22 protein-coding genes are annotated in these 23,936 nt (G+C 67.5%); 7 read left to right on the forward strand and 15 right to left on the reverse strand.

From position 1 onward, the window contains the following. The first annotated feature begins 193 nt into the window (after positions 1-193). Positions 194-889, forward strand: a complete 696-nt coding sequence (locus KF941_RS25290) for a GntR family transcriptional regulator (RefSeq protein WP_240540620.1) — start codon at positions 194-196, stop codon at positions 887-889. A gap of 100 nt (positions 890-989) precedes the next feature. Here KF941_RS25290 and KF941_RS25295 read toward each other — a convergent pair whose 3' ends face one another. The 4 genes from KF941_RS25295 to KF941_RS25310 form a co-directional block, all read right to left on the reverse strand. Next, positions 990-1,184 (reverse strand): hypothetical protein, encoded by a 195-nt coding sequence (locus KF941_RS25295; RefSeq protein ID WP_036750459.1) that lies wholly within the window; start codon positions 1,182-1,184, stop codon positions 990-992. 126 nt (positions 1,185-1,310) lie between these two features. After that, entirely contained in the window at positions 1,311-1,634 is a 324-nt protein-coding gene (locus KF941_RS25300; protein ID WP_036750461.1) for a hypothetical protein, read from the reverse strand. 57 nt (positions 1,635-1,691) lie between these two features. Then, complete coding sequence (locus tag KF941_RS25305; RefSeq protein WP_214274938.1) at positions 1,692-3,677, reverse strand: MAC/perforin domain-containing protein; 1,986 nt, start codon at positions 3,675-3,677, stop codon at positions 1,692-1,694. Between the two features lie 31 nt (positions 3,678-3,708). After that, complete coding sequence (locus KF941_RS25310; RefSeq protein WP_140848127.1) at positions 3,709-4,725, reverse strand: hypothetical protein; 1,017 nt, start codon at positions 4,723-4,725, stop codon at positions 3,709-3,711. Positions 4,726-5,065: 340 nt separating this feature from the next. Between KF941_RS25310 and soxC the strand changes: the two genes are divergently transcribed. Then, positions 5,066-6,442: a sulfite dehydrogenase gene (gene soxC, locus KF941_RS25315; RefSeq protein ID WP_240540621.1), complete on the forward strand. Its 1,377-nt coding sequence runs from the start codon at positions 5,066-5,068 to the stop codon at positions 6,440-6,442. Then, positions 6,429-7,100, forward strand: coding sequence for a cytochrome c (locus KF941_RS25320; protein WP_181180879.1), 672 nt, complete (start codon positions 6,429-6,431; stop codon positions 7,098-7,100). The genes soxC and KF941_RS25320 overlap by 14 nt, the downstream gene beginning before the upstream one ends. Before the next feature lie 949 nt (positions 7,101-8,049). Here KF941_RS25320 and KF941_RS25325 read toward each other — a convergent pair. Together KF941_RS25325 and KF941_RS25330 are read right to left on the reverse strand one after the other, a co-directional pair. After that, positions 8,050-9,162 carry a ParB N-terminal domain-containing protein gene (locus KF941_RS25325; protein WP_032491263.1) on the reverse strand — a complete coding sequence of 371 codons (1,113 nt, stop codon included), beginning with the start codon at positions 9,160-9,162 and terminating at the stop codon, positions 8,050-8,052. Then, positions 9,155-10,564 carry an AAA family ATPase gene (locus tag KF941_RS25330; RefSeq protein ID WP_036750470.1) on the reverse strand — a complete coding sequence of 470 codons (1,410 nt, stop codon included), beginning with the start codon at positions 10,562-10,564 and terminating at the stop codon, positions 9,155-9,157. The genes KF941_RS25325 and KF941_RS25330 overlap by 8 nt, the downstream gene beginning before the upstream one ends. Before the next feature lie 516 nt (positions 10,565-11,080). Here KF941_RS25330 and KF941_RS25335 point away from each other — a divergent pair. Further along, positions 11,081-12,265, forward strand: coding sequence for a replication initiation protein (locus tag KF941_RS25335; protein ID WP_083539075.1), 1,185 nt, complete (start codon positions 11,081-11,083; stop codon positions 12,263-12,265). Positions 12,266-12,275: 10 nt separating this feature from the next. On the opposite strand, the gene KF941_RS25340 is transcribed toward KF941_RS25335, so the two are convergent. Continuing rightward, on the reverse strand, positions 12,276-12,635 hold the full coding sequence (locus KF941_RS25340; protein ID WP_214274939.1) for a helix-turn-helix domain-containing protein: 360 nt from the start codon (positions 12,633-12,635) through the stop codon (positions 12,276-12,278). Positions 12,636-12,697: 62 nt separating this feature from the next. Between KF941_RS25340 and KF941_RS25345 the strand changes: the two genes are divergently transcribed. Continuing rightward, positions 12,698-13,144 (forward strand): SRPBCC family protein, encoded by a 447-nt coding sequence (locus KF941_RS25345; protein ID WP_214274940.1) that lies wholly within the window; start codon positions 12,698-12,700, stop codon positions 13,142-13,144. Between the two features lie 40 nt (positions 13,145-13,184). Here the strand turns inward: KF941_RS25345 and KF941_RS25350 are convergent, their stop codons facing one another. From KF941_RS25350 to KF941_RS25385, 8 genes are all read right to left on the reverse strand, one after another. Next, the gene (locus KF941_RS25350; protein ID WP_214274941.1) at positions 13,185-15,041 is read right to left on the reverse strand and encodes a sigma-54-dependent Fis family transcriptional regulator; all 1,857 of its coding nucleotides are present in this window, start codon (positions 15,039-15,041) and stop codon (positions 13,185-13,187) included. A gap of 78 nt (positions 15,042-15,119) precedes the next feature. After that, positions 15,120-16,193 carry a 2,3-butanediol dehydrogenase gene (locus KF941_RS25355; protein WP_214274942.1) on the reverse strand — a complete coding sequence of 358 codons (1,074 nt, stop codon included), beginning with the start codon at positions 16,191-16,193 and terminating at the stop codon, positions 15,120-15,122. 9 nt (positions 16,194-16,202) lie between these two features. Beyond that, positions 16,203-16,532 (reverse strand): carboxymuconolactone decarboxylase family protein, encoded by a 330-nt coding sequence (locus KF941_RS25360; protein ID WP_214274943.1) that lies wholly within the window; start codon positions 16,530-16,532, stop codon positions 16,203-16,205. After that, the gene (locus tag KF941_RS25365; protein ID WP_072461817.1) at positions 16,529-17,317 is read right to left on the reverse strand and encodes a glucose 1-dehydrogenase; all 789 of its coding nucleotides are present in this window, start codon (positions 17,315-17,317) and stop codon (positions 16,529-16,531) included. The genes KF941_RS25360 and KF941_RS25365 overlap by 4 nt, the downstream gene beginning before the upstream one ends. A 51-nt stretch (positions 17,318-17,368) precedes the next feature. Then, the gene (locus KF941_RS25370; protein ID WP_214274944.1) at positions 17,369-18,472 is read right to left on the reverse strand and encodes an acetoin dehydrogenase dihydrolipoyllysine-residue acetyltransferase subunit; all 1,104 of its coding nucleotides are present in this window, start codon (positions 18,470-18,472) and stop codon (positions 17,369-17,371) included. A 1-nt stretch (position 18,473) separates the two neighbouring features. Continuing rightward, positions 18,474-19,481, reverse strand: coding sequence for an alpha-ketoacid dehydrogenase subunit beta (locus tag KF941_RS25375; protein WP_214274945.1), 1,008 nt, complete (start codon positions 19,479-19,481; stop codon positions 18,474-18,476). A gap of 14 nt (positions 19,482-19,495) precedes the next feature. Further along, positions 19,496-20,476, reverse strand: a complete 981-nt coding sequence (locus KF941_RS25380; protein WP_214274946.1) for a thiamine pyrophosphate-dependent dehydrogenase E1 component subunit alpha — start codon at positions 20,474-20,476, stop codon at positions 19,496-19,498. A gap of 18 nt (positions 20,477-20,494) precedes the next feature. Further along, positions 20,495-21,508, reverse strand: a complete 1,014-nt coding sequence (locus KF941_RS25385) for an NAD(+)/NADH kinase (protein WP_214274947.1) — start codon at positions 21,506-21,508, stop codon at positions 20,495-20,497. A 134-nt stretch (positions 21,509-21,642) separates the two neighbouring features. Here KF941_RS25385 and KF941_RS25390 point away from each other — a divergent pair, with 134 nt between their 5' ends. Next, positions 21,643-22,791, forward strand: a complete 1,149-nt coding sequence (locus tag KF941_RS25390; protein WP_346429028.1) for an RNA polymerase subunit sigma-54 — start codon at positions 21,643-21,645, stop codon at positions 22,789-22,791. Between the two features lie 212 nt (positions 22,792-23,003). Further along, a complete protein-coding gene (locus KF941_RS25395; RefSeq protein ID WP_214274949.1) occupies positions 23,004-23,897 on the forward strand; it encodes an AraC family transcriptional regulator in 894 nt (297 codons plus the stop codon). The last annotated feature ends 39 nt before the right edge of the window (positions 23,898-23,936 follow it).

Genomic DNA, 23,936 nt, shown 5'->3' on the forward strand with positions numbered 1-23,936 from the left:
GGGCACGAGATCCGCCACAGCATTGCATGCAATACCGCAGCATGCCGGGCCTCGCACCCGCTTCAATCCCTTGGATTTGCCGTATCCTCCGCCAATCTTGGCTGATTTGCGTGCAATCCATGTGCGGAGTCAACAGAAATCTTCACAACGGCGGGATTTCCCCCTATATTGCATGCAACATGGGGAGGATCTCTTGGACAGCCAGACCGAATGGCCACGGGGGCAACGCTCGGCATTCGTCGCCAGCCACATTCGCGACCTGATCGTTTCGGGGGCGCTTCCCCACGGCCAGCGCATCAACGAACGCGTGCTGACCGAACAGCTCGGCGTGTCCCGCACCCCGCTGCGCGAGGCGTTCAAGATCCTCGAAAGCGAGGGGCTGGTCATGATCGAGCCGAACCGCGGCGCCACGGTCATCAAGATCTCGCATGAGGACGTCGAGCTGGCGATCGAGGTGCTGATCGGCCTGGAAAGCGTCGGCGCCGAACGCGCCTGCGAACGCGCCACCCCGGCCCAGATCGCCGAGATCGAACGGCTGCACCTGGACATGGTCGCCAATTACCGCGCGGGCGAGCTGATGCAGTATTTCCACATCAACCAGACGATCCACCAGAAGATCGTCGATTGCGCCGGCAATCCCAACCTGACCCGCATCTATCATGGCGAAAGCAGCCGGATCCGCCGGTTCCGCTATGCCGGCAACCGGGTTCCCGAACGCTGGGCCCGCGCCGTCTATGAACACGAGCAGATCCTGGACGCGCTCAAGCAGCGCCAGGGGCCGCTGCTGCGCGAGGTGCTGCGCGCGCATCACCTGAACGGCTGGCGCATCACCCGCTCGGTGCTGGAAAGCGAAAACCCGCAATCCGGTGAAGACGACTCGCGGACCTGAACGGCCGCGCGAAACGACCGGGCCGCCGCAATGGCCGGCGGCCCGGTCCCAGCCCCGACGGGGCCCGAATGCGAAACGCGCCTAGGGATCCACGACCCCGCTACAGCGTGTCGCCATATTGCGCGCTCATGATTTCGCCATTCTCCACGACGAATGAAACGCCGTGATCCCGGAACCGGCCGAAGGGAATGAAATGGCGGCCGTTCAGATTGGCCCGCGCCCATTGCCCCATGCTGGCCATGAGCTGCTCCATTTCCGAATCATCGGCGTCGGTCAGACGCTTGATTTCCTGCATGTCCAGATTGGCTTGATGACTCCATGGCATTGCCACATCCTCCACGATAAGAATAGTCGTGCAAACGCACGGATGGCACGCCGGCGGAAACCGGGCCGCCCGGCGCCGTTTTCCGCCGGCGCATGATCATTGCACGCCGATCAGGCCAAGCTGGTTGTCAAGCGTCGTCCCGGTAATGGAATACCTGGCCGTCTTGTTCGTCCCCTTGCGATAGATGAAAGCCTGCTCGGCCACGTTGTCATTGCCCCAGACGACGAAAGCCTTGAGCTTCACCCGCGAGCCCTCGGGGATCTTGAGCGATCCCAGGTCCACGGTCTTTTCCTGGCCCAGGGGAATATCGCTGTTCTCCTCATAGGTCTGGCTGCTGCCGCCGTCGGGCGGCGCCGCAACCACATGAAGCTTGGCGACGAAACCGCCGCCATTCCGCAGGCTGAATTTTTCTATATCCATGATCTTGCTCCCTTCCTAATCAACCACGTCGATATGAATGAACGGGATGGCGGCCGGTCACGAGCCGATGGTAAGATCGTCGCCCTGTTCCTCGGCCGGCTCTTCTTTCCTGGTTTCCGCCGGTTTTTCCTGGGGATGCCCGGCTGCGGCAGGGTCCGCGATCCTCAGCTCTTCCGAATCGGGATCCATCGTCGCGATATGGTGAAGCAGCTGCGTGCGGTATTTCTGCCAGTTTATCGGCGAGCGCAGCTTTCCCTCGATCTTGCCTTCCAGGAAAATGCCGATGATCGGCTTTTTCAGCGCCTCGGGCAGCAGGAAAAGCAGCGGCACCACATCGGCGAAAGAAATGACGCTCCACCATCCCGCATGGCTCAGCGTCGTCGCCCATCCATAGGGATCAAGCGCCAGGGCCGGATTGCCACCGGCGCTGGTGACTTCGATATTCTGAAAGGCTTCCTCCGAAACCGATTTCGACGAGGTTTCCGATTTGAAACCGCCATGGGCGCTGGCCGTCACCGCCTTGTAGGAACCCTGCACCTCGGTGGAAAAGGCGCGCACCAGGGTCTGCACGTCCTCGCCCGCTTTCGCCTCGCGGTCCTGGCGATAGATAAGCTTGCCGCCGATGATCGTGCGCAGCGGAAAATGCGTCCCATAGCTGTCCAGGATGGCGGCAAGCGCCCCTGCCCTTTCCTCGGGCGTTTCCGGCATGGCATTGGCCAATGCGTTCACCTCGTCATAAAGCGGCTTGCACAGGATCGCATTGCGCGGATCGATCACGATCTCGGCTCTGGCCACCAGATATTCGATCCGCATATGCAGCGCCGCGCTGGCTTCCTTGTGATCGCTCGTCTTGGTTTCGGAATAATCGCTCTTGATCGAAAGGCTCGCGGCCTTGCCCTCGACGCCGAAATCGCTACCGGCATTCCAGGACAGCGAAGAGGCAATGGCGTCCAGCGTCCGGCTTTGCGTCGCCGAAGCCGAAAACCGGGTCGAGCGGATCGGCCGCGCGACAGTCAGGAAAACCGCCGCCTCCTCGTCGTCCAGGGCCGGGCGCGGCGGCCGGTCCAGGTCGAAACTGCCATCCGGCATCGGCACGAAACGCAGGCCGTGAAGATGGCGCAGGGCATTCAGGATGATTTGCCGCTCGCCGCCATCCATATTGTCGAAAACGTCCTGCGGCGCGCCGGTCGGGGCAGTGGGCCGGCCCAGGACTTGTTGCAGCATGTCCTCGGTCTGGATCAGCCCTGGCTGGGCGCCGCCGCCGGTTTCGCTTTTCGGCTTTGGCGGGGTCGACCCCGAGGAGCCGCCTGCAGGCGTGGCGGCGCCGCGCTTGCGCGGGCTTTCGAATCGAAACCGCAGCAGCCCCAGCTTTTCGTCGGGCTTTCCCAGCCGCCCGACGATCTCGTAGGGCTCCATATCCTCGGCGATCGGCTTGCCGGAGGAATCAAGGAACGGGCGGCCCGCGGGAATGCCGTCGCAGCCTTTCAGGAAATCGCGCAATTGGCCAAGCGTCTTGTTCTCGCCGCCATCGGGCCAGTCGACCTGGCGCGGCTTTTCGCCGTCCTCCAGGTAAAGAAGCTTGAACTTCTTGGGAACCGCCGGCTCGGCCTCGCGCTTGACGGAAAGCTCGTCAACGCGCCGCAGATAGGCCGTGGCCTCGGCCGCCTTGTCCACATCCGTCCCGGAGATTCGGAAAACATCGTCCTTATCGACCAGCGCGGCATTCTGCGTCCTGAATTGCGCCAGGGTTTCATCGGCGCGGACATAGACCTTGTGTTCCTTGCCCCTGCGGTCCTTGAACTTGATCTGCCGGCGAATGGGAACGATCTCGACCACCATATTGTCGGCGATGGGCGTCGCGGCCTCGCGGTCCTGCGGCACCAGCGCCAGGGCATCGGCGCTTTGGCCGGTGCGAAATTGGTCGAACTCGTCCATTTCGTCGGTCGAGACGAAAAGCTTGCGCAAATCCGCAAGGCTTGCCTTGTCGGCAGCGGCATCCGTTCGCGACGTTCCGTCGCGTGACCTGAGGATGAAGCTAATCATGAAACACCTCGGCTAATGGTTCGTAATCACCCTAACCCGATGCGAATTTCCTGCGCGCCTCTGCCAGGGCTTCCGCCGATCCCAATGTCACGATCTTCAGATCGAGCTTTTCAGCAAAGGCGTTCAAATCCTTCAAAGGCTTGATCGGTATGGGCATGGCGGTTCCCGGCAGGGCCGGACCATGGGCAAGATAGCCAAAACCGGGATCAAGCCCGGTTCCGGCCGGGGCGGGGGTGATGGCAAGCGCAGGCTCCGGCGGCGGCGGGCCGGACCCGTTTCCCGCAGGCGGCGCCGCCTGCGGCCGTCCCGGTTGCGAGAAATCGGACGAAACCCCGAACAGATCCGAGGTTTCATCCACCTCCCGCTGTGAGATCTGCTCGACCGCCCGGCCGGAACTGGTGAACGTGGCCGGCACCGAGCCGATGTCGTCGGTGCTTTTCAGCTCGCGAAGCGCCGCCAAGATGTCGGGCAGTTTCTCGGGCGCAAAATCCTCCAGGATCTTTCCCGGCGCATAGGTCGCCATCAGCGCGGCAAGCTCGCCAAAGCGCTGCGCGTCGCAGCGGGGCCGGTCGGAACTCCACCGGATACCCCCGGCCTCGAAATCCGTCAGCGGCGCTATTTTCAAGGTCAGGATCTTGCGCAAATCGGGACTGACGCGATCATTGAAACGGACCTTGTCCCTGGAAACCGGGACCAGCGCCCGATCGCTGTCGTTCCAGCGATCCAAAAGGACATTCCCGGCGACATCCAGCCTGGAAGGATCGAAATTATGCGCGATATTGACGATCCTGCTGGTGATTTCGGTGCCCTGGCCTTCATTGTCGGCCATTTCCAGCCAAGCCATGAAACCACGCGGCCCCGAGGAATTGATCTGCAATTTGAACGGCTGGTCCCTGACCAGGAACAAAACAGCCTTTACCGTTCCAAGATTATGATCCAGAAGAAAGAAGCCTTGCGAGCCGTCTTGACCGCCGCCAAGGCTGATCGTCGCATTCTCGCTGGATACGGAATCAACAGAACGTCCCTGGATGTTGGTTGATGCCATCATCCCACTCCGCACGTAATGTTTAACCAATATCTTGCATGCATAACACGTTTTGGATTTCCCCCAAAGTCATAATCGTCCGGGCGGGTATATTATTAGGCCAGCCCGGATGACCTTTCCGATAATGCAAACCCCTTCCTGCTGCATTCGTGGTTTTTGCAAATAACCCGGCGCGGGGCCGAATTATCGGCGAAGCCCGGCGCCCGTTTGCAATCACAAGGCGAGTCGCCGCCAAAGGACGCGCGGCGGGCGATTTGATGCTATCATCGGACCCGGCGCGACGAACAGGACGCGGCGCCACGGCATCAATCCAGCGAATGCGAAACCACAGGGAGGAAACGCAATGCCAGATCTGCCATTCTCATCCGAACGCTATGGCCCGGCCGAAAGGCGCATGGCCCAGGCGCTCGTGGCCCTCGAGAACCGCATCCTGCATCCCCGGCCAGCCGAGGATTGCGCTTGCCGGCAGGGGATGTTTCCCGGCCTCAGCCGGCGCGGGATGCTGCTGGGCGGCGCGCTTCTGGGCGGCGCGCTGGTCGCCCGTCCCGCCCGCGCCGAAGCCCCGCCCGGCGCCATCGAATATCCGGTGCAGCCCGACCCGACCAGGGAACAGGGCCGGGTGATCCTGGACGACGGCGGCTACGGCTCGCGGTCGCAATTCGAGAACGAGATCCGCTGGCGCTATCCGACCGCCAGCCTGGATTCCAGCTGGTCGATGACCCCGCTGGCCTCGGGCCAGGGGATCATCACCCCCTCGGGCCTGCATTTCGAACGCCACCACGGCGGCATCCCCAATATCGACCCCCAGCGCCACGCCCTGATCCTGCACGGCATGGTGGACAAGCCGCTGCGCCTGACCATGGACGACCTGAAGCGGATGCCCTCGGCCAGCCGGATCATGTTCATCGAATGTTCCGGAAACGGGCTGACGGAATGGGAAAAGCCCACGCTCAGGACCGTGCAGGGCACGCATGGGCTGACCTCGACCTCGGAATGGACCGGGGTGCGGCTTTCGACCGTGCTGGCCGAGGCGGGCGTGCAGGACGGCGCCGCCTGGATCCTGGCCGAGGGCGCGGATGCGGCGGTCATGACCCGCTCGATCCCCATCGACAAGGCGATGGACGACGCCATCCTGGCCTATGCGCAGAACGGCGAGGCGCTGCGCCCCGAGCAGGGCTATCCGCTGCGCCTGCTGCTGCCCGGCTACGAGGGCAACACCCAGATCAAGTGGCTGCGCCGGCTCGAGGTCGGCGACAAGCCCTTCATGACGCGCGAGGAGACGCTGAAATACACCGACCTGCTGCCCGACGGCACCGCCCGGCAGTTCACCCTGACCATGGATGCGAAATCGGTCATCACCTTTCCCTCGGGCGCGATGCAGCTGCCGCGTCCGGGCTTTTACGAGATCACCGGCCTGGCCTGGTCGGGCCGCGGCCGGATCGCCGAGGTCGAGGTCTCGGCCGACGGCGGCAAGACCTGGGCCAAGGCCGCCCTGCAAGAGCCGGTGCTGGACAAGTGCCACACCCGCTTCCGCCTGCCCTGGGTCTGGGACGGGACCGAGACGGCGCTGCAAAGCCGCTGCACCGACGAGACCGGCTATCGCCAGCCGACCCTGGCCGAGCTGGTCCAGGCGCGGGGCACCAGGTCGGTCTATCACCTGAATGCGATCCAAAGCTGGCGCATTGCGCAGAATGGCGAGGTGTCCAATGTTCACGCCTAGGCAATCTCCGCTCGGCAGCGCCCTTGCGCTGGCCATGGCGCTGTTCCCGCTGGCCGGCCTGGCGCAGGACGCCGCCGCGCCCCGCAGCGTCGCGCCGCTTCCGGCCGAACTGCCCGACAGCGGCGAGCCCACGCCGCCCTCGCCCGTGGTCGCGGACGAGGCAGCCGGGACACCGGGGCTCGATGCGGATTTCGGCATCGGCCGGCCCGCGACGGCGGAAGAGATCGCCGCGATCGACATCGATGCGACGCCCGACGGCCAGGGCCTTCCCGACGGCCGGGGCAGCTATGCCGAGGGCAAGGCGCTTTACGACGAGCGTTGCGTGGCCTGCCACGGCGAGAACCTGGAGGGCATCCCCGAGACCGGCGGGCCGGCGCTGATCGGCGGCCGCGACACGCTGGCCGGCGACAAGCCCCTCAAGACGGTCGAGAGCTACCTGGCCCATGCCAGCACGCTCTACGACTACATCCACCGGGCGATGCCGATGGATGCGCCGGGCTCGCTGACACCGGACCAGGTCTATGCGATCAGCGCCTATATCCTGGGCCGCGCCGGGATCCTGGACGAAACGGCGGTGCTGGACCGCGAAACCCTGCCGCAGGTGCGCATGCCCAATGCCGAGGGCTTCACGGCCGACCCGCGGCCCGAGCGGCTCTGACGCGGCCATGGGCGCATCGCGATGCGCCCATCGCACCAGCCGGGCCGCCATGGGCCGCGTCGCGCAACCTCGCGGCCTCGGCTTGTCCACGGCCTCGGCCGTCCCGGCGGTCCAATGTCCGGGCGGAAGTACAGCCTTCCGATCATTCTGCCCGCAGCCATCCCCCGCACCCCATGCGACAGGCACGGCGACAGGGCCAGGATTGCCGGACGTGCCGGCGATCCAATATCCGGGAAGGAAGCGCTGCCTTTCGGGTCACGCTGCCCGCAGCCATTCGCCGAACTCCACGCGGCAGGCACAGCGCCAAGGCCGGGGATTGCCGACCGTCCCGACGGTCCAATGTTCGGGCAGAAAGTGCAGCCTTCCGGTTACTCAACCCGCAGCCATTCATCGAACTCCACGCCGCGGCTAGGGCGATAGGCCGGGGATCGCCGGCTCGCCGGTTCCGCCCGACCAGCTTCCGCAGGCCCATCCCGCATCGGCGCCATCAAGACTTCTCCGCCCCCGATCTGCCGCCCCCCGCCCCCTGCCCTTTCCGCGGCCCAAAGGCACCCGCCATTGCGCGTTTCCGGCCGTCTGGAGGCACTCAGGCAATCAGCGCGCGCCCATCTCGGCCACAATGAAATCAGCCAGTTATCAGAATGATCCGCATATGATCGAGATTTTGCGGATAACAGCAGAGGGGGCCATCCCACCCATTTCCCGCCAAGCGATGCCCCCTGCCCTGCTCCAGGGCACCTGCCGCGCCAAGCCGGATACCGCCTTGGACAGCCTGGAACTCGCCGGCCCATCCGCCCGCGACCGGGCCGCTTGGAGTCGAGCCACAGCCAGGACCGGCCTTCCCTTATTGCTACCTCTATCGGCAGGGTTTGGCAATAAGGTCGGGCCGTCATCGCGCCCTGACGGTCCCGACATTTGGGCTCATCCTCGGGGTTTCGCTGCGAAACCGCTACCCGTCCAGCAGCGCCTGGATCTCGCGGACCAGGCGCTCCATCAGGTCGTCGTCCAGCTGGTCGCCCTCCAGCCTCAGGATATGCGCCTTGCCGTCCCTGCCCCAGCGGATTTCGACGCCGCCCTGGGTCCGCCGGGTCATGGCGTCGCTCCAGCCTTGCCGCGGGGCGTTGGAACGCGGGCGGCCGGCCCGGCCCAGCTCGCTGCGATTGCTCTCCAGCGATTGCAGCACCGGCTCGATCAGGGCCCATTCCTCGTCGGCGTCGCCCGGAATGCGCACGGACAGGGACTGCCGCAGCCGGGCTTCGGCACCGTTGCGCAAGGCAGTCGCCAGGCGCAGGCCGCGCCTTTCGGTCAGCGCCTCGGGAAAGCGCAGCATGTCGCCCAGTTCCTCGAAGATCAGCGCGAACGAGCGCACCTTGGAGCGCTTGGCCTTGGACCCGGTGGCGAAGAGCTTGTTCACCGCATCCTCGGTATTGGCGAAGGCGCCCTGGTTCGCGGCGATCACGGCGATGCGGCCGCGTTCGAAATGGCTCAGTTCCTCGCGGACCTCGTTCTCCTCGACCATGGCGACGAAGGCCTCGTCGGTCTCGGTGCGGGGGCGGATCAGGGCGCGGATCGTGGCGTGCTTCTCGGCCTGGGTCAGCTCGTGAAGCGCCCGCACCGCATGCAGCCGGCGATAGCCGGACAGCAGCCCGTAGCGCGGCCCCTGCCCTTCGGGCCTGTCGATCTCGAAGACCTCGATCGGCAGACGCAGCCCATGCGCGGCGATGGACAGGCGCAGTTCCTGCATGTCCTCTTCGCTCATCACCATGCGGTCGCGGATCATCGCGCCCTCGTCGATCTGCTCGATCGGCAGCTCGACGATCAGCAGCCCCCGCTCTTGCGCGTCATGCAGCCGCGCGGCATCGGCATCGGCCCTGGCGCGGGCGGCGCGGCCCTCCACGCTTTCGGCGCTGGACAGGGCGGCGCTGTCGGCGGCGACCTGGGCGATGGGGGGGGCGATGCCGCGGCCCAGGGCGGGACGCTCGAAGGTTTCGCTGCGAAACTGCGCCTCGATCCGGTCCAGATCGGCGCTGCTGGGGGTTTCCAGCCTTCTGCGCTTAGCCATGCGCCTGCTCCTTCGCCTGTGCGGCCTCTTCGGCCTTCTGCATCTGAAGATCGCGCCACCAGGTGCCCAGGATCAACTCCTTCACCTCGGCCCAGGTGCGGTCGAATGTCTCGCGGCCGCGGACATAGGTCTCGCGGTTGAACTCGCGGTAATCGGCCTCGTAGATGCCGTTCACCTGTTCGCCGGCCTGGCCGACCATGGCGGTCAGCTCCTGGCGATAGGTGGTCATGAAATCGCCGAAATAGGCCTGGATGACGTTCGCGAGGTCAGTCTGCTGCGCCGCGTCGAAGCGGGTGATGATGGCCCGCACCGCGTCCCATTCAAAGCGCATCTCGGGCAGGCCGTCGCGACGGCGGGCGGCGTTCTCGCCTTCCTCGACGCTGGCGAAGGTCGAATAGAGCATGTCGAAGAAGCGCCCGGTCGAATCGAATTCCAGGAACGAGGCGCCCAGCGGCACCAGCAGGATGTCGGCCGCCGCCAGCGCGTTGATGGTCAGGTAGCCAAGCGCCGGCGGGGTATCGAGGATGATGATGTCATAGCTGTCCAGGATGCCGTCGTTGGCCAGCGCATTGCCAAGCGCATCCCACAGCGGCCAGCCGCGCAGGCCCATGCGCCAGACCGGCACCTGGAACTCGGCCCAGTAGAGGTTCAGCTGCGCGCCGAGCAGGTCGATGTTGGGCCAATGCGTCTTCTGGATCAGGTCCGGGGCCGAGAGGGTCAGCGCCTCGGTCAGGGTCTCGTCGAAGGGCAGGGGGCTTTGGCCCGCCGCCTCGCGCACCCGGTTCTCGTCCTGGAGCGCCAGGGCGTAGTCCTTGGCCAGCAGGGGGAAGGCGGTGGACCATTCGTCGGCCACCTTGCCGCCCATGATCGAGGTCATGCTGCCCTGGCTGTCCAGGTCGATCACCAGCACCTTGTAGCCGTCGAGCGCCGCCGACATGGCCAGATGCGCGGCGGTCGAGGTCTTGCCGACGCCGCCCTTGAAATTGGCCACGGCGATGGTCTTGGCCGGCAGGCCCTCGGGGCGCCAAGGGCGGTATTCCCGGCCGGCCGCGCCCTCGGTCGCGAAATGGTCGCGCAGGCGCAGCACGTCGTCGAGGCTGAACCATTTCGAATTGCCCTCGCCCTGGCCCTGCGGCAGGTCGGGGTTCTTGAGCAGCACGCGGCGGAAATGCGCCGGGGCCACCGGGATCAGGTAGCGGCAGACCTCCCAGGTGGAAAAGCGGCGCAGGCGCTTGCGACCGTCGGGGGCATAGCCGCGCTCGGCCAGATCTTGGCGGCCCTTGGCGGCGAAGGCGGCGGCTTTCGCGAATCGGGCGGTGTCGATAGGCTCCGACAGACGCTCGGCCGCCCTGGCCGGGCTGATGTTGAAATAGGGGGGAAGGGGGTCTTTGCCTGAAGACATGCCGCTACCTCTGCGATGTGCTGCTTCGTTGGATGTTTTGGCGAAACTATTACACATCCTTCTGCGCAAGTGAATCGTTCTGCGAGGTTTCGCAACGAAATTCCCCCAAAATCAGGAAAAGCAGCAGCGTAAAGTTTGGATTCCTTTCAGGTCTTTAGAATCTTTAGGGGAAAGAAACCGGCGCAATTTCATGAAGATAGACCCGTTCCGGCACCCGTTTACAGGTTCATAGGCACCTGTTTGCGGGACGAAGGGTGCCCGATTCCGGGGGGTGGGGCACCGATTCGCGGGAATGGGGGTTTCCGCCTGCGGTATCGGCCCGAAGGTGCGGTTTTCGGCCCTTTTTCGCCCCGGAGCGTGACTCCTGCGCCCCGTAAACGGGTGCCTTTCCGGGCCGGGCGCGGCAAAGGCACCCATCTGCGGGATGGGATTTCCCGGATCATGGGAACCCGGATGGCGGTTGTCGCGAGGTACCTGATCGGGCATAATCGGCGCAACGACAAGAAGGGCAGGGCGATGGGGGATATTCCTCGCGACCAGCTTTCGGGCGCGCTGCGCCGGGGGGCGGTCAAGAAGCACGTGGCGGCGATCCATGTCTCGGGCAAGCTGACGCTGCTGCAGCGCAAGCTGTCGAACGTGCTGCTGCTCAACGCCTATGACACGCTGATCAGCCGCGCGCGCCACCAGATCGACGCGCGCACGCTGTGCCTGATGATCGGCTACAACAGCAACGACATGGACACGCTGAAGCAGTCGCTGCGCGGCCTGGCCGAGACGGTCGCCGAATGGGACATGCTGGACGAAAAGGGCCAGCAGGAATGGGGGGTCAGCAGCCTGCTCAGCTATGCCAAGCTGAAGGGCGGGATCTGCGAATACGCCTATTCCCCGGCCCTGGCGGAAAAGCTGCACGATCCCAAGGTCTTTGCGCTGATCAACCTGAACATCCAGCGCCGCTTCACCAGCGGGCACGCGCTGGCGCTTTACGAGAACTGCTATCGCTTCGTCAGGACCGGCTCGACCGGCTGGTGGCCCTTGGACCTGTTCCGGCGGCTGATGGGGGTCGAGGGCTCGGCCTATTACGAGACCTTCAAGCACCTGAACGCCAAGGTCATCAAGCCCGCCGTGGACGAGGTGAACCGCACCAGCAACATCCTGGTCACGCCCGAGACGCGCAAGCAGGGCAGGGTGGTGACGGAGATCCGCTTTCGCATCAAGGAAAATCCGCAGCTGGCGATCCTGGACATGGACGACGGCGAGGGGATGCGGCACGGCGCGGTCTATGCCCGGCTGCGCGGCCTGGGGGTCAGCGACCGGCTGGCGCGGCAATGGCTTTCGGCGCATGGCGAAGAGCAGGTGCTGGAAAAGCTGGATTATGTCGAGACGCGCAAGAACGTCAAAAGCAAGCTCGGCTACCTGACCGCGGCGCTGGAGGGGAATTTCGGCGCGGCGGCCGAGCGGGCAGGGGAGGCGGCCCCCAACCCGCGGGCCGAGCGGCTGCGCCGCATCCTGGACGCGGTCAAGGCCCGCACGCCCACCCAGCGCGATGCCGACAAGCGGCTGTTCCTGGCGCAGCTGTCCGATGCGCGCATGCGCGAGGATTTCGAAAAGCACGGCTGGATGTCGCCGCTGAACGCCATCCGCATCGCCGCCTTCTGGGAAGAGATGTCCCCCGGCCTGCTGGACGGGCTGGAAGAGGTCTGAGGGTGCGCGCCTAGTTCGGCAGGGCCTTGTCGCGGTCCTGCGGCTGCCCGTCTTCCGCCGCCCGTTTCAGCCCGGCCAGCATGGCGGCGGCATGGGCGGCATAGGGGCCGATCCAGCGGTCCTGCAGCGCCTGGATCGGCAGCGCGTCGAGGTGGTTCCACCTTTCGCGGCCGCGGCGCTCGACCACCACCAGCCCGGCCGCCTCCAGCACCCGCAGGTGCAGCATGACCGTGCAGCGGTCCAGTTGCGGCAGCGCCTCGCACAGCCCGCCGGTGGTTTGGGGGCCCGCCTTGAGCCGGTCGAGCAATTGCCGCCGCACCCGGTGCCCCAGCGCCTTGAACAGCGCGTCGTCCTGATCTTCGGTTGACATGTTACGTTTCTATAACATTATGGGATGCAGGGCAAGGAGGGCAGAACAAGGAGGATCGTCGCATGGAACTGAAATTCACCGTCAGCGGCCGGATCGCCAGGCCGGTCGGCGAGGTGTTCGAGGCCGTGGTTAACCCCGACAGCCTGTCGAAATTCTTCACCACCGGCGGCGCCAAAGGGCGGCTGGAGGCCGGGGCCGAGGTAAGCTGGGACTTCCACGATTTCCCCGGCGCCTTTCCGGTGCTGGTGCAGGAGGTGGTGCCCGACGAGCGCATCGTCCTGCAATGGGAGGCCGAGGGCGAGCCGCGCGTCTGGACCACCGTGACCATGACCTTTCACCCGCTGGAGGACGGGCGCACGCTGGTGCGGATCAGCGAATACGGCTGGCCCGAGACCGAGGCCGGGCTGAAGGGCTGCCTGGGCAATTGCGAGGGCTGGACCGGGATGCTTTGCGCGATGAAGGCCTGGCTGGAACACGGCATCACCCTGCGCGAAGGCTTCTACAAATAGGCCGGGTGGCGGGTCTTTCCGCCGCCACCGCCGTCGCCGCCTAGCCTTGCCGGCGGTCCATCAGGCCGGCGCGGTGCAGCCTGCGGTAGAAGGTCGAGCGATCGACCCCGGCCAGCCGCGCCGCCGCCGACAGGTTGCCGCGGCATTGCCTGAGGCATTCCAGCAGCTCATGTTCCGATTGCCGGTCCGGCTGCCCCGCGGCGGCGGCGATATGGGCGGGCAGGTCGTCCGGCTGGACCGGGCGGCCTTCGCACAGGGCTGCGCAGAGTTCGCAGACGTTGATGATTTCCCGCACGTTGCCCGGCCAGTCATGGGCCAGCAGCCGCTGCCTGGCGGGGGGTGTGAAGCCGATCCTTTCCTCGGTCGCGGCGGCGATGCGGTCGATCAGCCATTCCAGGTCGGCGCGGGCGCGCACCGGGGGCACGTCCAGCACCAGCCCGTTCAGGCGATAGAAGAGATCCTGGCGGAAGCTGCCCTCGGCCACCTGCGCCGCCAGGTCGCGATGCGAGGCCGAGATGACGCGGATGTCCACCGGCTCGACGCGGGTTCCGCCGACGGGCAGCACCTCGTGCTCGGCCAGCACGCGCAGCAGCCGGCCCTGCAGGGGCAGGGACATGTCGCCGATCTCGTCCAGGAAAAGCGTGCCGCCGTTCGCCTGGTGGATCAGGCCCTTCTTGCCGCGCGCATGGGCGCCGGTGAAGGCGTTCGGGACATAGCCGAACAATTCGGATTCGATCAGCGCCTCGGGCAGGGCGGCGCAGTTGATGGCCACGAAGGGGCCGCGCCGGCGCGAGGACTGGTGCATCGCGCGGGCGATGAATTCCTTGCCGGTCCCGGTCTCGCCACGCAGGATCACGCTGATCTTGCGGTCCACCACCTTGGCGGCGCGCTCGGCCAGGCGCTGCATGGCGGGGTCGCCGCCGTGAATGGCAAGCAGCGGCGCGGGCAGGGCGGCCGCGCCGGCGGGGCTGCGCGGCTGCGCGGTGGGCGGCACGGCGCGGGCGAAGAGGATGCCGCCCGACTGCATCTCCAGCACGCCCTCGACCGGGGCCAGGGCCGCGGACAGCACCGGCAGATCCTCGAATTCATGGGCGAAGACCTCGCTGAAGGGGCGGCCGATCAGATCCCGGTTCACCAGCTCATGCGCGTTATGGGTCATGCCGGTGATGCGGCCGTCCGCGCCGACCGCCACCGCCGCCATCGGGTCCACGTCCAGGAATTCGGGCGAGGGATGCAGCCGCAGGATCCAGTCCGAGCGGTGGTTGCAGACCAGGTTCGCCATCTCGATGCGGCGGGCGCAGGATTTCATCACCTCCAGCGTCAGCGCCTGGCTGATCTTGTCCTGGGGCGCGTGCAGGTGCGACAGGTCCAGCACGCCCATCAGGTTGCCCTGGGTGTCGTGGATCGGGACCGCCGTGCAGGACAGCGGCGTCAGCGTCACGTCGAAATGATCGCTGCGATGCACGGTGATCGCCCGGCCCGAGGCCAGGCAGGCGCCGACGCCGTTGGTGCCGACGTCGCGCTCGTGCCATTCCGAGCCGGTGATCAGCCCGGCATGGCGCAATTCGCGGTCCAGCTGCGCGTCGCCGATGGCGTCCACGGTCACGCCGCGCGCATTGGCCAGCAGCAGCACATAGCCCATCGAGTTGACCCGGCGATACAGATCCTCCATCCCGTGCCGGGCCGTGCGCAGCAGTTCCTCGGATTCCTGGCGGTGCTGGCGCAACTCGCCCTGGGTGACGATGCGCGGTCCCAGGTGCCGGGTCGGGTCAAGCCGGTGTTCGTTCACGCAGCGCCGCCAGGACGCCAGAACATCCGCGTCGCGGCGCGAGGATTGCCCTTCGGCCGCGCGAAAGATTTCAAGGACATGCGTCCCCGTGTCCTGCATACCTCCCATCGGCTCCTCCCAAAGCCCGGCGCGACGATAGCACGGCTTGGCCGCGCCGGGTGGAAAACTTTGTCGAGGCGGCAGGACTCAGTGCGACAGGTCGATCAGGATCTTCAGCTGGGTGCCGGCGGGGTCCAGGAGCGCCTCGAACCCCTGGGCCACGGCCTGGTCCAGCGCGATGCGCCGGGTCACAACCCGCTTGGCCGGGATGGCGCCCGAGGCGATCAGCTCGATGGTGCGCGGCCAGCCATGGGTCGGATAGCACCACGAGCCGCGGATCTCGGCATCCTTGAAGGTCAGCTGGAAGAAATCCACGCTGCCCTTGCCGGGATGCAGCCCGGTCTGCACGATCACCCCCTGCTTGCGCACCGCGTCGAGGCAGGATTGCAGCGCGCGGTCGTTGCCGACGCATTCCAGCGCCACGTCGCAGCCGATGCCGTCCTGCGTGCCGGCGCGCACCCGCTCGCCCACATCCTCGCGCGCCGGGTTGATGGCGACGACGCCGGGCACCACCTCGGCGGCGAGCGCCAGCCGCGTGTCGTTCACATCCGACACGAACAGCCGCGTCGCGCCGAAGGCCCGCGCGGTCAGCAGCGCCAGGATGCCGATGGGGCCGGCGCCCGTGACCAGCACCGAGTTCCCCGCCGTGATCCGGCCGCGGTCGCAGGCATAGACGCAGACGGCGGTCGGCTCGACCAGCGCGGCCTCTTCGTCGGTCATGCCGTCGGGGATCTTCTCGACATTGTAGTCGTTGAGCAGCGCCATCTCGGCCATGCCGCCCGAGACCCAGGACAGCCCGACCAGCGCCAGGCTGCCCGAAAGGTTGTGCCAGCCGCGGTCGGCAAAATATTCGCCGCCGCGCGGCATGATCAGCGGCTGCACCGCCACCCGGTCGCCGGGCGCGACCTTGGTCACGCCCTCGCCCACCGCCACGACCTCGCCGCCGAACTCGTGGCCCAGCACCTGCGGGCCATGGGCGCCGGAATAGGGATGCGGCTCGGTCGGGATGAAGATCGGGCCCGAGGCATATTCATGCAGGTCGGTGCCGCAGATGCCGACATAGCGGTTTCGGATCAGCACCTGGCCGGGACCGGGCCGGGGCGGTTCGGGAATATCCTCGATCCGCAGATCCTTGGCGGCGTGGAAACGCAATGCTTTCATGGGGATGCCTCACAATTCGTCATAGGCGGCCAGCGCCTTGGCGGCATAGACCGTGCCCGGCCCGCCGGACATCTCGATGGCGATGGCCAGAACCTCGACGAACTCGTCGCGGCTGGCGCCATGGGACTTGGCCTCGGCGGTGTGGAAGATGATGCAATCCTCGCAGCCGCGCCCGATGGCGACGGCAAGGGCGATCATCTCCTTCATCGCCGGGCCAAGCTTGCCCTCGCGGTTCGCGGCGGCCATCAGGCCGCGGAATGCGGACATGGTCTTGCCGTCGGCCTTGTAGAGCGCGGCGGCGCGGGCGTTCATCTCGGCCAGTTTCTGTTTCGCGCTCATAGCAGCACCATGCCGCCGTCGACGACCAGGCTTTGCCCGGTCATGTAGTCCGACCCGGCCGAGGCGAGGAAGATCGAGACGCCCGCCAGATCCTCGGGGCGCGAGGGGCGGCCCAGCAGGATGTCGGCGGAAAAGCCCTCGAATGCCTCGTTGTCGCGGCTGGTCAGCCCCTCGTCCTTGAAGCCCTTGTCGATCAGCTTCCACATGTCGGTGGCGACCACGCCGGGGCAGATGGCGTTGACGCAGATGCCGTGCTTGCCGAAGGCGCGGGCGGCGGCCTGGGTCAGCGCCACCACGGCGAACTTGCTGGCCGAGTAATGCGCCAGCGGCTCGTAGCCCTGCTTGCCGGCGATAGAGGCGGTGTTGACGATCTTGCCGCCGCCGCCCTGGGCGATGAACTGCCGTGCCGCCTCCTGGATGCCGATCAGCACGCCCATGGCGTTCACGTCCATGACGCGGTGCCAGTCCGCTTCGGTGATGTCGTTGAACGGCTTGACCTGCGCGATGCCGGCATTGTTGAACATGGCGTCCAGCCGGCCATGTTCGGCGACGGTGCGGGCGATCAGCTCGCGCGTGCTGGCGCGGTCGGTCACATCGACGGCAAGGCCGATGGCCTGTCCGCCCGCGGCGCGGATCTCGGCGGCGGTGGCCTGGGCGGTATCGGCGGCGATGTCGGCGATCACCACGCGGGCGCCGGCCTGCGCCAGCCCCTCGGCGATCGAGCGGCCGATGCCGCGCCCCGAGCCGGTAACGATGATGCTGCGGCCCTCGACGGAATTGCTCATGTCTTTCCTCCCATTGCAAAGGGCCGCCCCGGATGCGGGGCGGCCGCCGGTTCAGGCGATGAAGTCGCGGATCAGGCGGTTCACCTCGGCCGATTGCTCCATCTGGACCATGTGGCCCGCATCGGGGATCACGTTGACCTGGGCGCCGGGCAGCGCGGCGGCATGGGCGGCGGGGATGACGGCATCGGCCTCGCCCCAGATCACCTGCGCGGCCACGCCCGAGGCGGCCAGCGCCCCGGCGACCTGCTCGGCCTGGCGGCCCTGGCGGAACAGGTTCCCCGACAGCTCGGCCAGGAAGTCCGGCACGCCGTCCAGGCGCTTGTATTTCAGCAGGTCCTCGACCATGGCGCGGCTGACCAGGGACTGGTCGTTGAACAGATGCGCCAGCACCGGCTTGAGATCGCGCCGCCCGGTCGCCTGGACGAAGCCGTCGATGTAACCGGCGTTGATCTCGGCGCCCAGGCCGGCCGGACAGATCAGCGTGACCGAGGCCGCGCGGTCGGGATGCCGCGCCGCCAGCGTGCCGGCGACCAGCCCGCCCATGGAATGGCCGGCCAGATGCGCCCGGCCGATGCCCAGGTGGTCCATGAAGGCGATGACGGTCGACACCATCAGGTCGAGCCCCGCCGGTCGCGCCGATTTCACCGACTGGCCGTGGCCGGGCAGGTCCAGGGCATAGACGGGCGCGGTTTCCGCCAGCGCGTCGATGTTGAAGAGCCAGTTGTCCAGGTCGCCGCCGAAGCCGTGGATCAGGATCAGGGGCACGCCCTCGCCCGGCCGCTCGGCATAGCGGATGCGGCCCATGGGCAGGTCGGCGAACTGGTAGCCGGGGCCTTCCTCGCCCTCGTCGCCGCCGGCCGAGGGGGTCTGGTAGGCGGCGACATAGGCGTCGATCTGATCCTCGGGGACCGAGGGCGGCGCCATCACCGCCAGCAGCGCGCGCACCGGATAGGTCTCGCCCTCGACGCCGACGCGGCGGCGCAGGAGACCGCCGTCGGCGGCCTCGACCACATTGGCGATCTTGTCGGTCTCGACATCCATGATCTCGTCGCCGGGGCTGATCTCGGCGCCCTCGGCCACATGCCAGGCGGCCAGCTTGCCCTCTTTCATCGACAGGCCCCATTTCGGCATCAGGATCGGGGTGATATCCGCCATGTCAGTTCTCCATCGTCTTGCGGACGGCCGCGGCGATGCGCTCGGCCGAGGGCACGTAGCTGTCCTCGAGCGAGGGCGAGAAGGGCACCGGCGCATGCGGCGGCGTCACCATCTGCACGGCGGCCTTGAGCGCGTCGAAGGCGTCCTGCGCCACGGTGGCGGCGATGTCGGCGGCGATGGAACAGCGCGGGTTCGCCTCGTCCACGCAGACCAGCCGGCCGGTCGCCTCGACGCTTTCCAGCACCGTGTCCATGTCGATGGGCGACAGCGTGCGCAGGTCGATCACCTCGACCTCCACGCCGTCCTTCTTCAGCAGCTCGGCGGCCTCCAGCGAGCGGCCGACCATCTGGCCATAGGTGACGATGGTGGCGTCGCCGCCCTCGCGGACGATGTTCGCCTCGCCGAAGGGGATGGCATAGGGTTCCTCGGGCACATCCGCCGTGCTGGCGTAGAGGTTCTTGTGTTCGAGGAAGATCACCGGGTCGTTGTCCCGGATCGCCTGGATCAGCAGCCCCTTGCAGTCATAGGCGTTCGAGGGGCAGACGACCTTGAGGCCGGGGATATGCGTGAACAGCGGCGTCAGCATCTGGCTGTGCTGGGCGGCGGCGCGGAAACCGGCGCCGCACATGGCCCGGATCACCACCGGCGTTTCCGCCTTGCCGCCGAACATGTAGCGGAACTTCGCCGCCTGGTTGAAGACCTGGTCCAGGCAGACGCCGATGAAATCGATGAACATCAGTTCCGCCACCGGCCGCAGCCCCGCCGTCGCCGCGCCGATGGCGGCGCCGACATAGGCGCTTTCCGACAGCGGCGTGTCGATCATCTGGTTCGGGTGCTTGGCGTAAAGCCCCTTGGAGACGCCCAGGACGCCGCCCCAGGCGTCGTCCTCGCCCTGCGCGCCGGCGCCGCCGACGATGTCCTCGCCCATCATGATCACGGTGGGGTCGCGGGTCATCTCCTGATCCAGCGCCTCGTTCACCGCGTCCTTCATGCTGATGATGCGTGCCATGTTCCGTCCCTCCCTCAATAGCTCACATAGACGTCGGCGGTCAGTTTCGCGGCCTCGGGCAGCGGCGCGGCGATGGCCTCGGCCACGGCCTCGTCGATCAGCGCCGCCACCTCGGCGTCGATGGCGTCCAGCTCGGCGTCCGAGATCACCCCGGCTTCCGTCACCTTCTGGCGAAACAGCGTCAGGCAATCGTTGTGGGCGCGGTTGTATTCGTTCTCGCCCGGTGCCTTGTAGGTCTGGGCGTCGCCTTCGAAATGGCCGAAGAAGCGCACGTTCTTGCATTCCAGCAGCGTCGGGCCGGCGCCTTCGCGGGCGCGGCGGATGATCTCGCCCGCCGCCTCGTGGACGGCGAAGAAGTCGAGGCCGTCGACGGTGATCCCCGGCATGCCGAAGCCCGTCGCCCGGTCGACGTAGCTGTCCGAGGCGGTGGCGTAATCGACCGAGGTCGATTCGGCATAGCCGTTGTTTTCCACCACGAAGATCACCGGCAGGTTCCAGATCGCGGCCAGGTTCATGCTTTCCAGCACCGTGCCCTGGTTCGAGGCGCCGTCGCCGAAGAAGGTGATGCCGACGCCGTCATGGCCCAGCTTCTGCGCCGCCAGCGCCGCGCCGCAGACCAGGGGCGCGCCGGCGCCCAGGATGCCGTTCGCGCCCATCATCCCCAGCGACAGGTCGGCGATATGCATCGAGCCGCCCTTGCCGGCGCAGCAGCCGGTGGCCTTGCCATAGATCTCGGCCATCATCGCCTTGACGTCGACGCCCTTGGCGATGCAATGGCCGTGGCCGCGATGGGTCGAGGCGATGCGGTCGCGGTCGTGCAGATGCATCATGATGCCCACCGCCGTCGCCTCTTCGCCGGCATAGAGGTGGACGAAACCGGGGATCTCGCCGCGGGCGAAATCGACATGCAGCCGCTCTTCGAAATCGCGGATGGTGCGCATCTTGCGATAGGCGTCGAGCAGCCGTTCCTTGGGCAGCGGAAACGGATTGGACATGAACTCCTCCCTTATGGTTCAGTCTGGGTTGCGGATGAACAGCCCGGCCGCGGCCGCATGGGCCATGCAGGCGGGCACGTCGATGGTGCGGAAGGCGTCGGGCACCAGCCGCACCGAGACCTGGTCGCTTTCGGTGAAGGTCAGCTCGCGTTCGCCGTCGAAGGCCAGCGAACCGGCGGGGATCGAGGGCACATGTGCCTGGCCCGGCGCCATGCGCGCGACCCCCGCGATGCCCAGCCGGTCGATCAGGCCGGGCGCGATGGGGGCAAGCAGCTGGCGCGGCGCGTCGGGCGACAGGCGGATATGGCGGCCCTCGGGTGCGGCGCGGTCCACCGGGTCGCAGAGCCCGGCGATGGCGGACATGCCGATGGCCTGCGGCAGGCCGAAGGTCACGAAGAGGTCGCGAAAGCCCGCGGTCTTCCAGATGGCGCGGGCGCCGACGAAACGGTCCTCGACCACGGCGACGTCCACCAGCGCGATCTCGCGCCGGTCGTTCAGCGTGACCTCCAGCCATTTGTTCGGGCGCAGCGCCACGTCCGGGGGCACCTGTCCGGTCGCGGCCAGCCCGACGGCCAAGCCGGTGATCGTCGGCTCGCGCAGTTCCGGGAAGGCGTTGTTGGTCCCGGTCGAGACGCCGGCCACCGGCACCTTGCCGCAGGCGCCCACGACGACGCGGTTGGTGCCGTCGCCGCCCAGCACCACGATGGCCGCGACGCCTTCGGCCGCCATCATCCGGGCGGCGCGGGCGCTGTCCTCGGGCGTGGCGGTGACGGGCATGTCCAGGTAGCGCAGCTGCGGGAAATTGGCGTGGCCCAGCCGCGCCTCGCGCCGGATGCTGCGTTCCAGGTGAAAGCGGATGCCGCCGTTTTCCGGCATGACCACCACCTCCTGCACCCCGGCTGCCGCCAGCCCCGCCATCATGCGCAGCACGATATTGGCGCGGTCGTTGATGGGCAGGTTGCCCGCGTGCGAAATCACCCTGCGAATGTCGCGGGCCGAAATCGGATTGGCGATGATGCCGACCTTGACCATGTCCCTTCCTCCCGACCATCATGCAAGCAACGGCGGTGCCAGGTTCGGGAACGGGAATTGCCGGGGTTTTTGGGGCGCAGGTGTCGCAGGGGCTGCAACACCTGTCGCAGGACGCAAGCAAGGGGGTGGGGGCCGTGCAACGGCAGGAGCAGCGCCAGATCAGGGGCCTGTCGCTGAGCCAGCAGATGCGGCTGTCGCTGGAGGTGCTGCGCATGGACGGCGCCAGGCTGCGCCGGCGCCTGCGCCATGAGGCGGCGGCCAACCCCTTCCTTGCCCTTTCGGCGGCGGCCGAGCCTGCGGCGGTCGTCTCGGTGCGGCAGGCGCTGCTGGATCAGGTCGGGCTGATGCGCCTGCGCCCGGACGAGGCGCGCATCGCCCGCGCCCTGGTGCATTGCCTGGACGAGCGCGGCTGGATCGCCGACCCCCTGCCCGAGGTCGCGGGCTGGCTGTCCTGCAGCGCCGAGGCGATCGAGGCGCTGTTGCCGCGGCTGCAGGGGCTCGACCCGCCCGGCGTCTTTGCCCGCTCGCTTGCCGAGCATCTGCGGCTGGGGCTTGAGGCCCGCGGCCGCTTCGACCCGATGATCGCGACGCTGCTGGACCGGCTGGACCTGGCGGCGGCTGCGGATCTTGCCGCCATCGCCGCGCATTGCGGCTGCGACCTGGAGGACGCGGCGGGGATGCTGGAGGATCTGCGCCGGCTGGCCCCCTGTCCGCTGTCCGACGACCCGGCGCCGGCGCCGCCCGAGCTGGAGCTGACGCCCGAGGGCGAGCTGCGCTGGATCGCGCCGACCGGGCTGGCGCTGCGCGATGGGGCGGGTGACGGGGCGGGAGACGGAGCGGATCGCGGCGCCGCGCAGGCGCTGGTCGCGGCGGTCGGGGGCCGGGCGGGCACGCTGTGGCGCATCGGCCTGGTCCTGGCCGAGGCGCAGGGGCCATGGCTGCTGGGCCGGGGGCGGCTGCGGCCGCTGACGATGACCGCGCTTGCCGAAAGGCTGGGGCTGGACAAAAGCACCGTCAGCCGCGCGGTCGCCGGGGTGGCGATCCGGGCGCCGCGCGGGACCGTGCCCTTGCGCGATCTGCTGCCCGCGCCGGTCAGCCCGCGCCTGCCGGGCGTGGACCGCGAAAGCGTCCTGCGCCTCCTGGCGGCGCTGATCGAGAACTGGCCCAGGGCCGAGCCGCTTTCGGATGCAAGGCTGGCCGCGGCGCTGGCGCGGCGCGGCATGCCGCTGGCGCGCCGCACCGTCGGCAAATACCGCGCCATCCTGGGCAAGCCGCGTCCCTAGCGGGCCGCCGCGTTTCCCGGCGGCGGCATCGTGCCGATGCCGCAAGGCCCTGTCCGGGCGAGGGAAATCCGCCGGATCGGGGCAGGCCCGCCCGTGCCGCAGCGTTGGCCCGGCAAGGCGCCTTGCAATTCAGACTTTTTCAATCAACAATTCACCGCGCCGGACCCGTGGCCGCGCCCGCAATTTCCAGCAACGCACCCAGGCAGGAGAAGATGTCGCCCCACAGAGAGTTTCGCCCCCGGATGGAGACCCGCATCCACGGGCTGCGAACCCTGGCGCCGCTGTCCTTCCGCCGCTTTTGCGGCGCGATCGCGGATGTCTGGTCGGTCCGGGGCGAGGCGGGCGGCGGCGGGTTCTACATCGCGCCGGACCCGCGCATCGTGATCTTCCTGGGCGAGGCGCCGCCGCCGCTGGCGCTGCGCACCGGCGTGGACCAGGCCGAGCATCGCGGCATCCAGGCGCTGTATGTCCCGGCCGGCGTCCCGCTGTGGAGCCGCATCGAGGCCGGGCATGAAAAAATGCATCTGGACTTCCACCTGGAAGGCGGCGCCTTGCAGCAGCGGCTGGCGGCCTCGAACATCCGGCCGGACCTGTCGATGCCGCGGCTGATCGGGCAGGGCGACAGCCTGACCCATCTGGGCCAGCTGGCCGCCGACGAGGTCCGCGCCCCGCGCCGGGGCGACATGCTGATCGACGCGCTGCTTTCGGCCACGCTGGGCGAGATCTTCGCCACCGATGCCGAGGCCCGGCCATCCGCCCCGGCCAGCGGCGGGCTTTCCGCGCGCCGGCTGGCCGCCCTGGAACGCCACCTGCACCAGAACCTGAACCGGCATGTCACCGTGGCCGAGATGGCCAGGATCGCCGGGCTTTCGGAAAGCCGGTTCTTCCACGCCTTCAAGCAATCGCGCAACGAGACGCCGCAACGCTGGCAGGCCGGCCTGCGGCTGAAGGCGGCCTGCGACATGATGCGCGACCCGGCCCTGTCGCTGGCCGACATCGCCTATGCGACCGGGTTCGCCGACCAGGCGCATCTGTCGCGCGCCTTCCGCGCCGTCCACGGCATGCCGCCTTCGGTCTGGCGCCGGGCCGGATTGCAGGATTCCTGAACAAATCGCAGCGGTCTCGTTCAAGACAGCCGGGAAATA

The organism is Paracoccus sp. pheM1 (assembly GCF_018499825.1).
Classification (GTDB): domain Bacteria; phylum Pseudomonadota; class Alphaproteobacteria; order Rhodobacterales; family Rhodobacteraceae; genus Paracoccus; species Paracoccus versutus.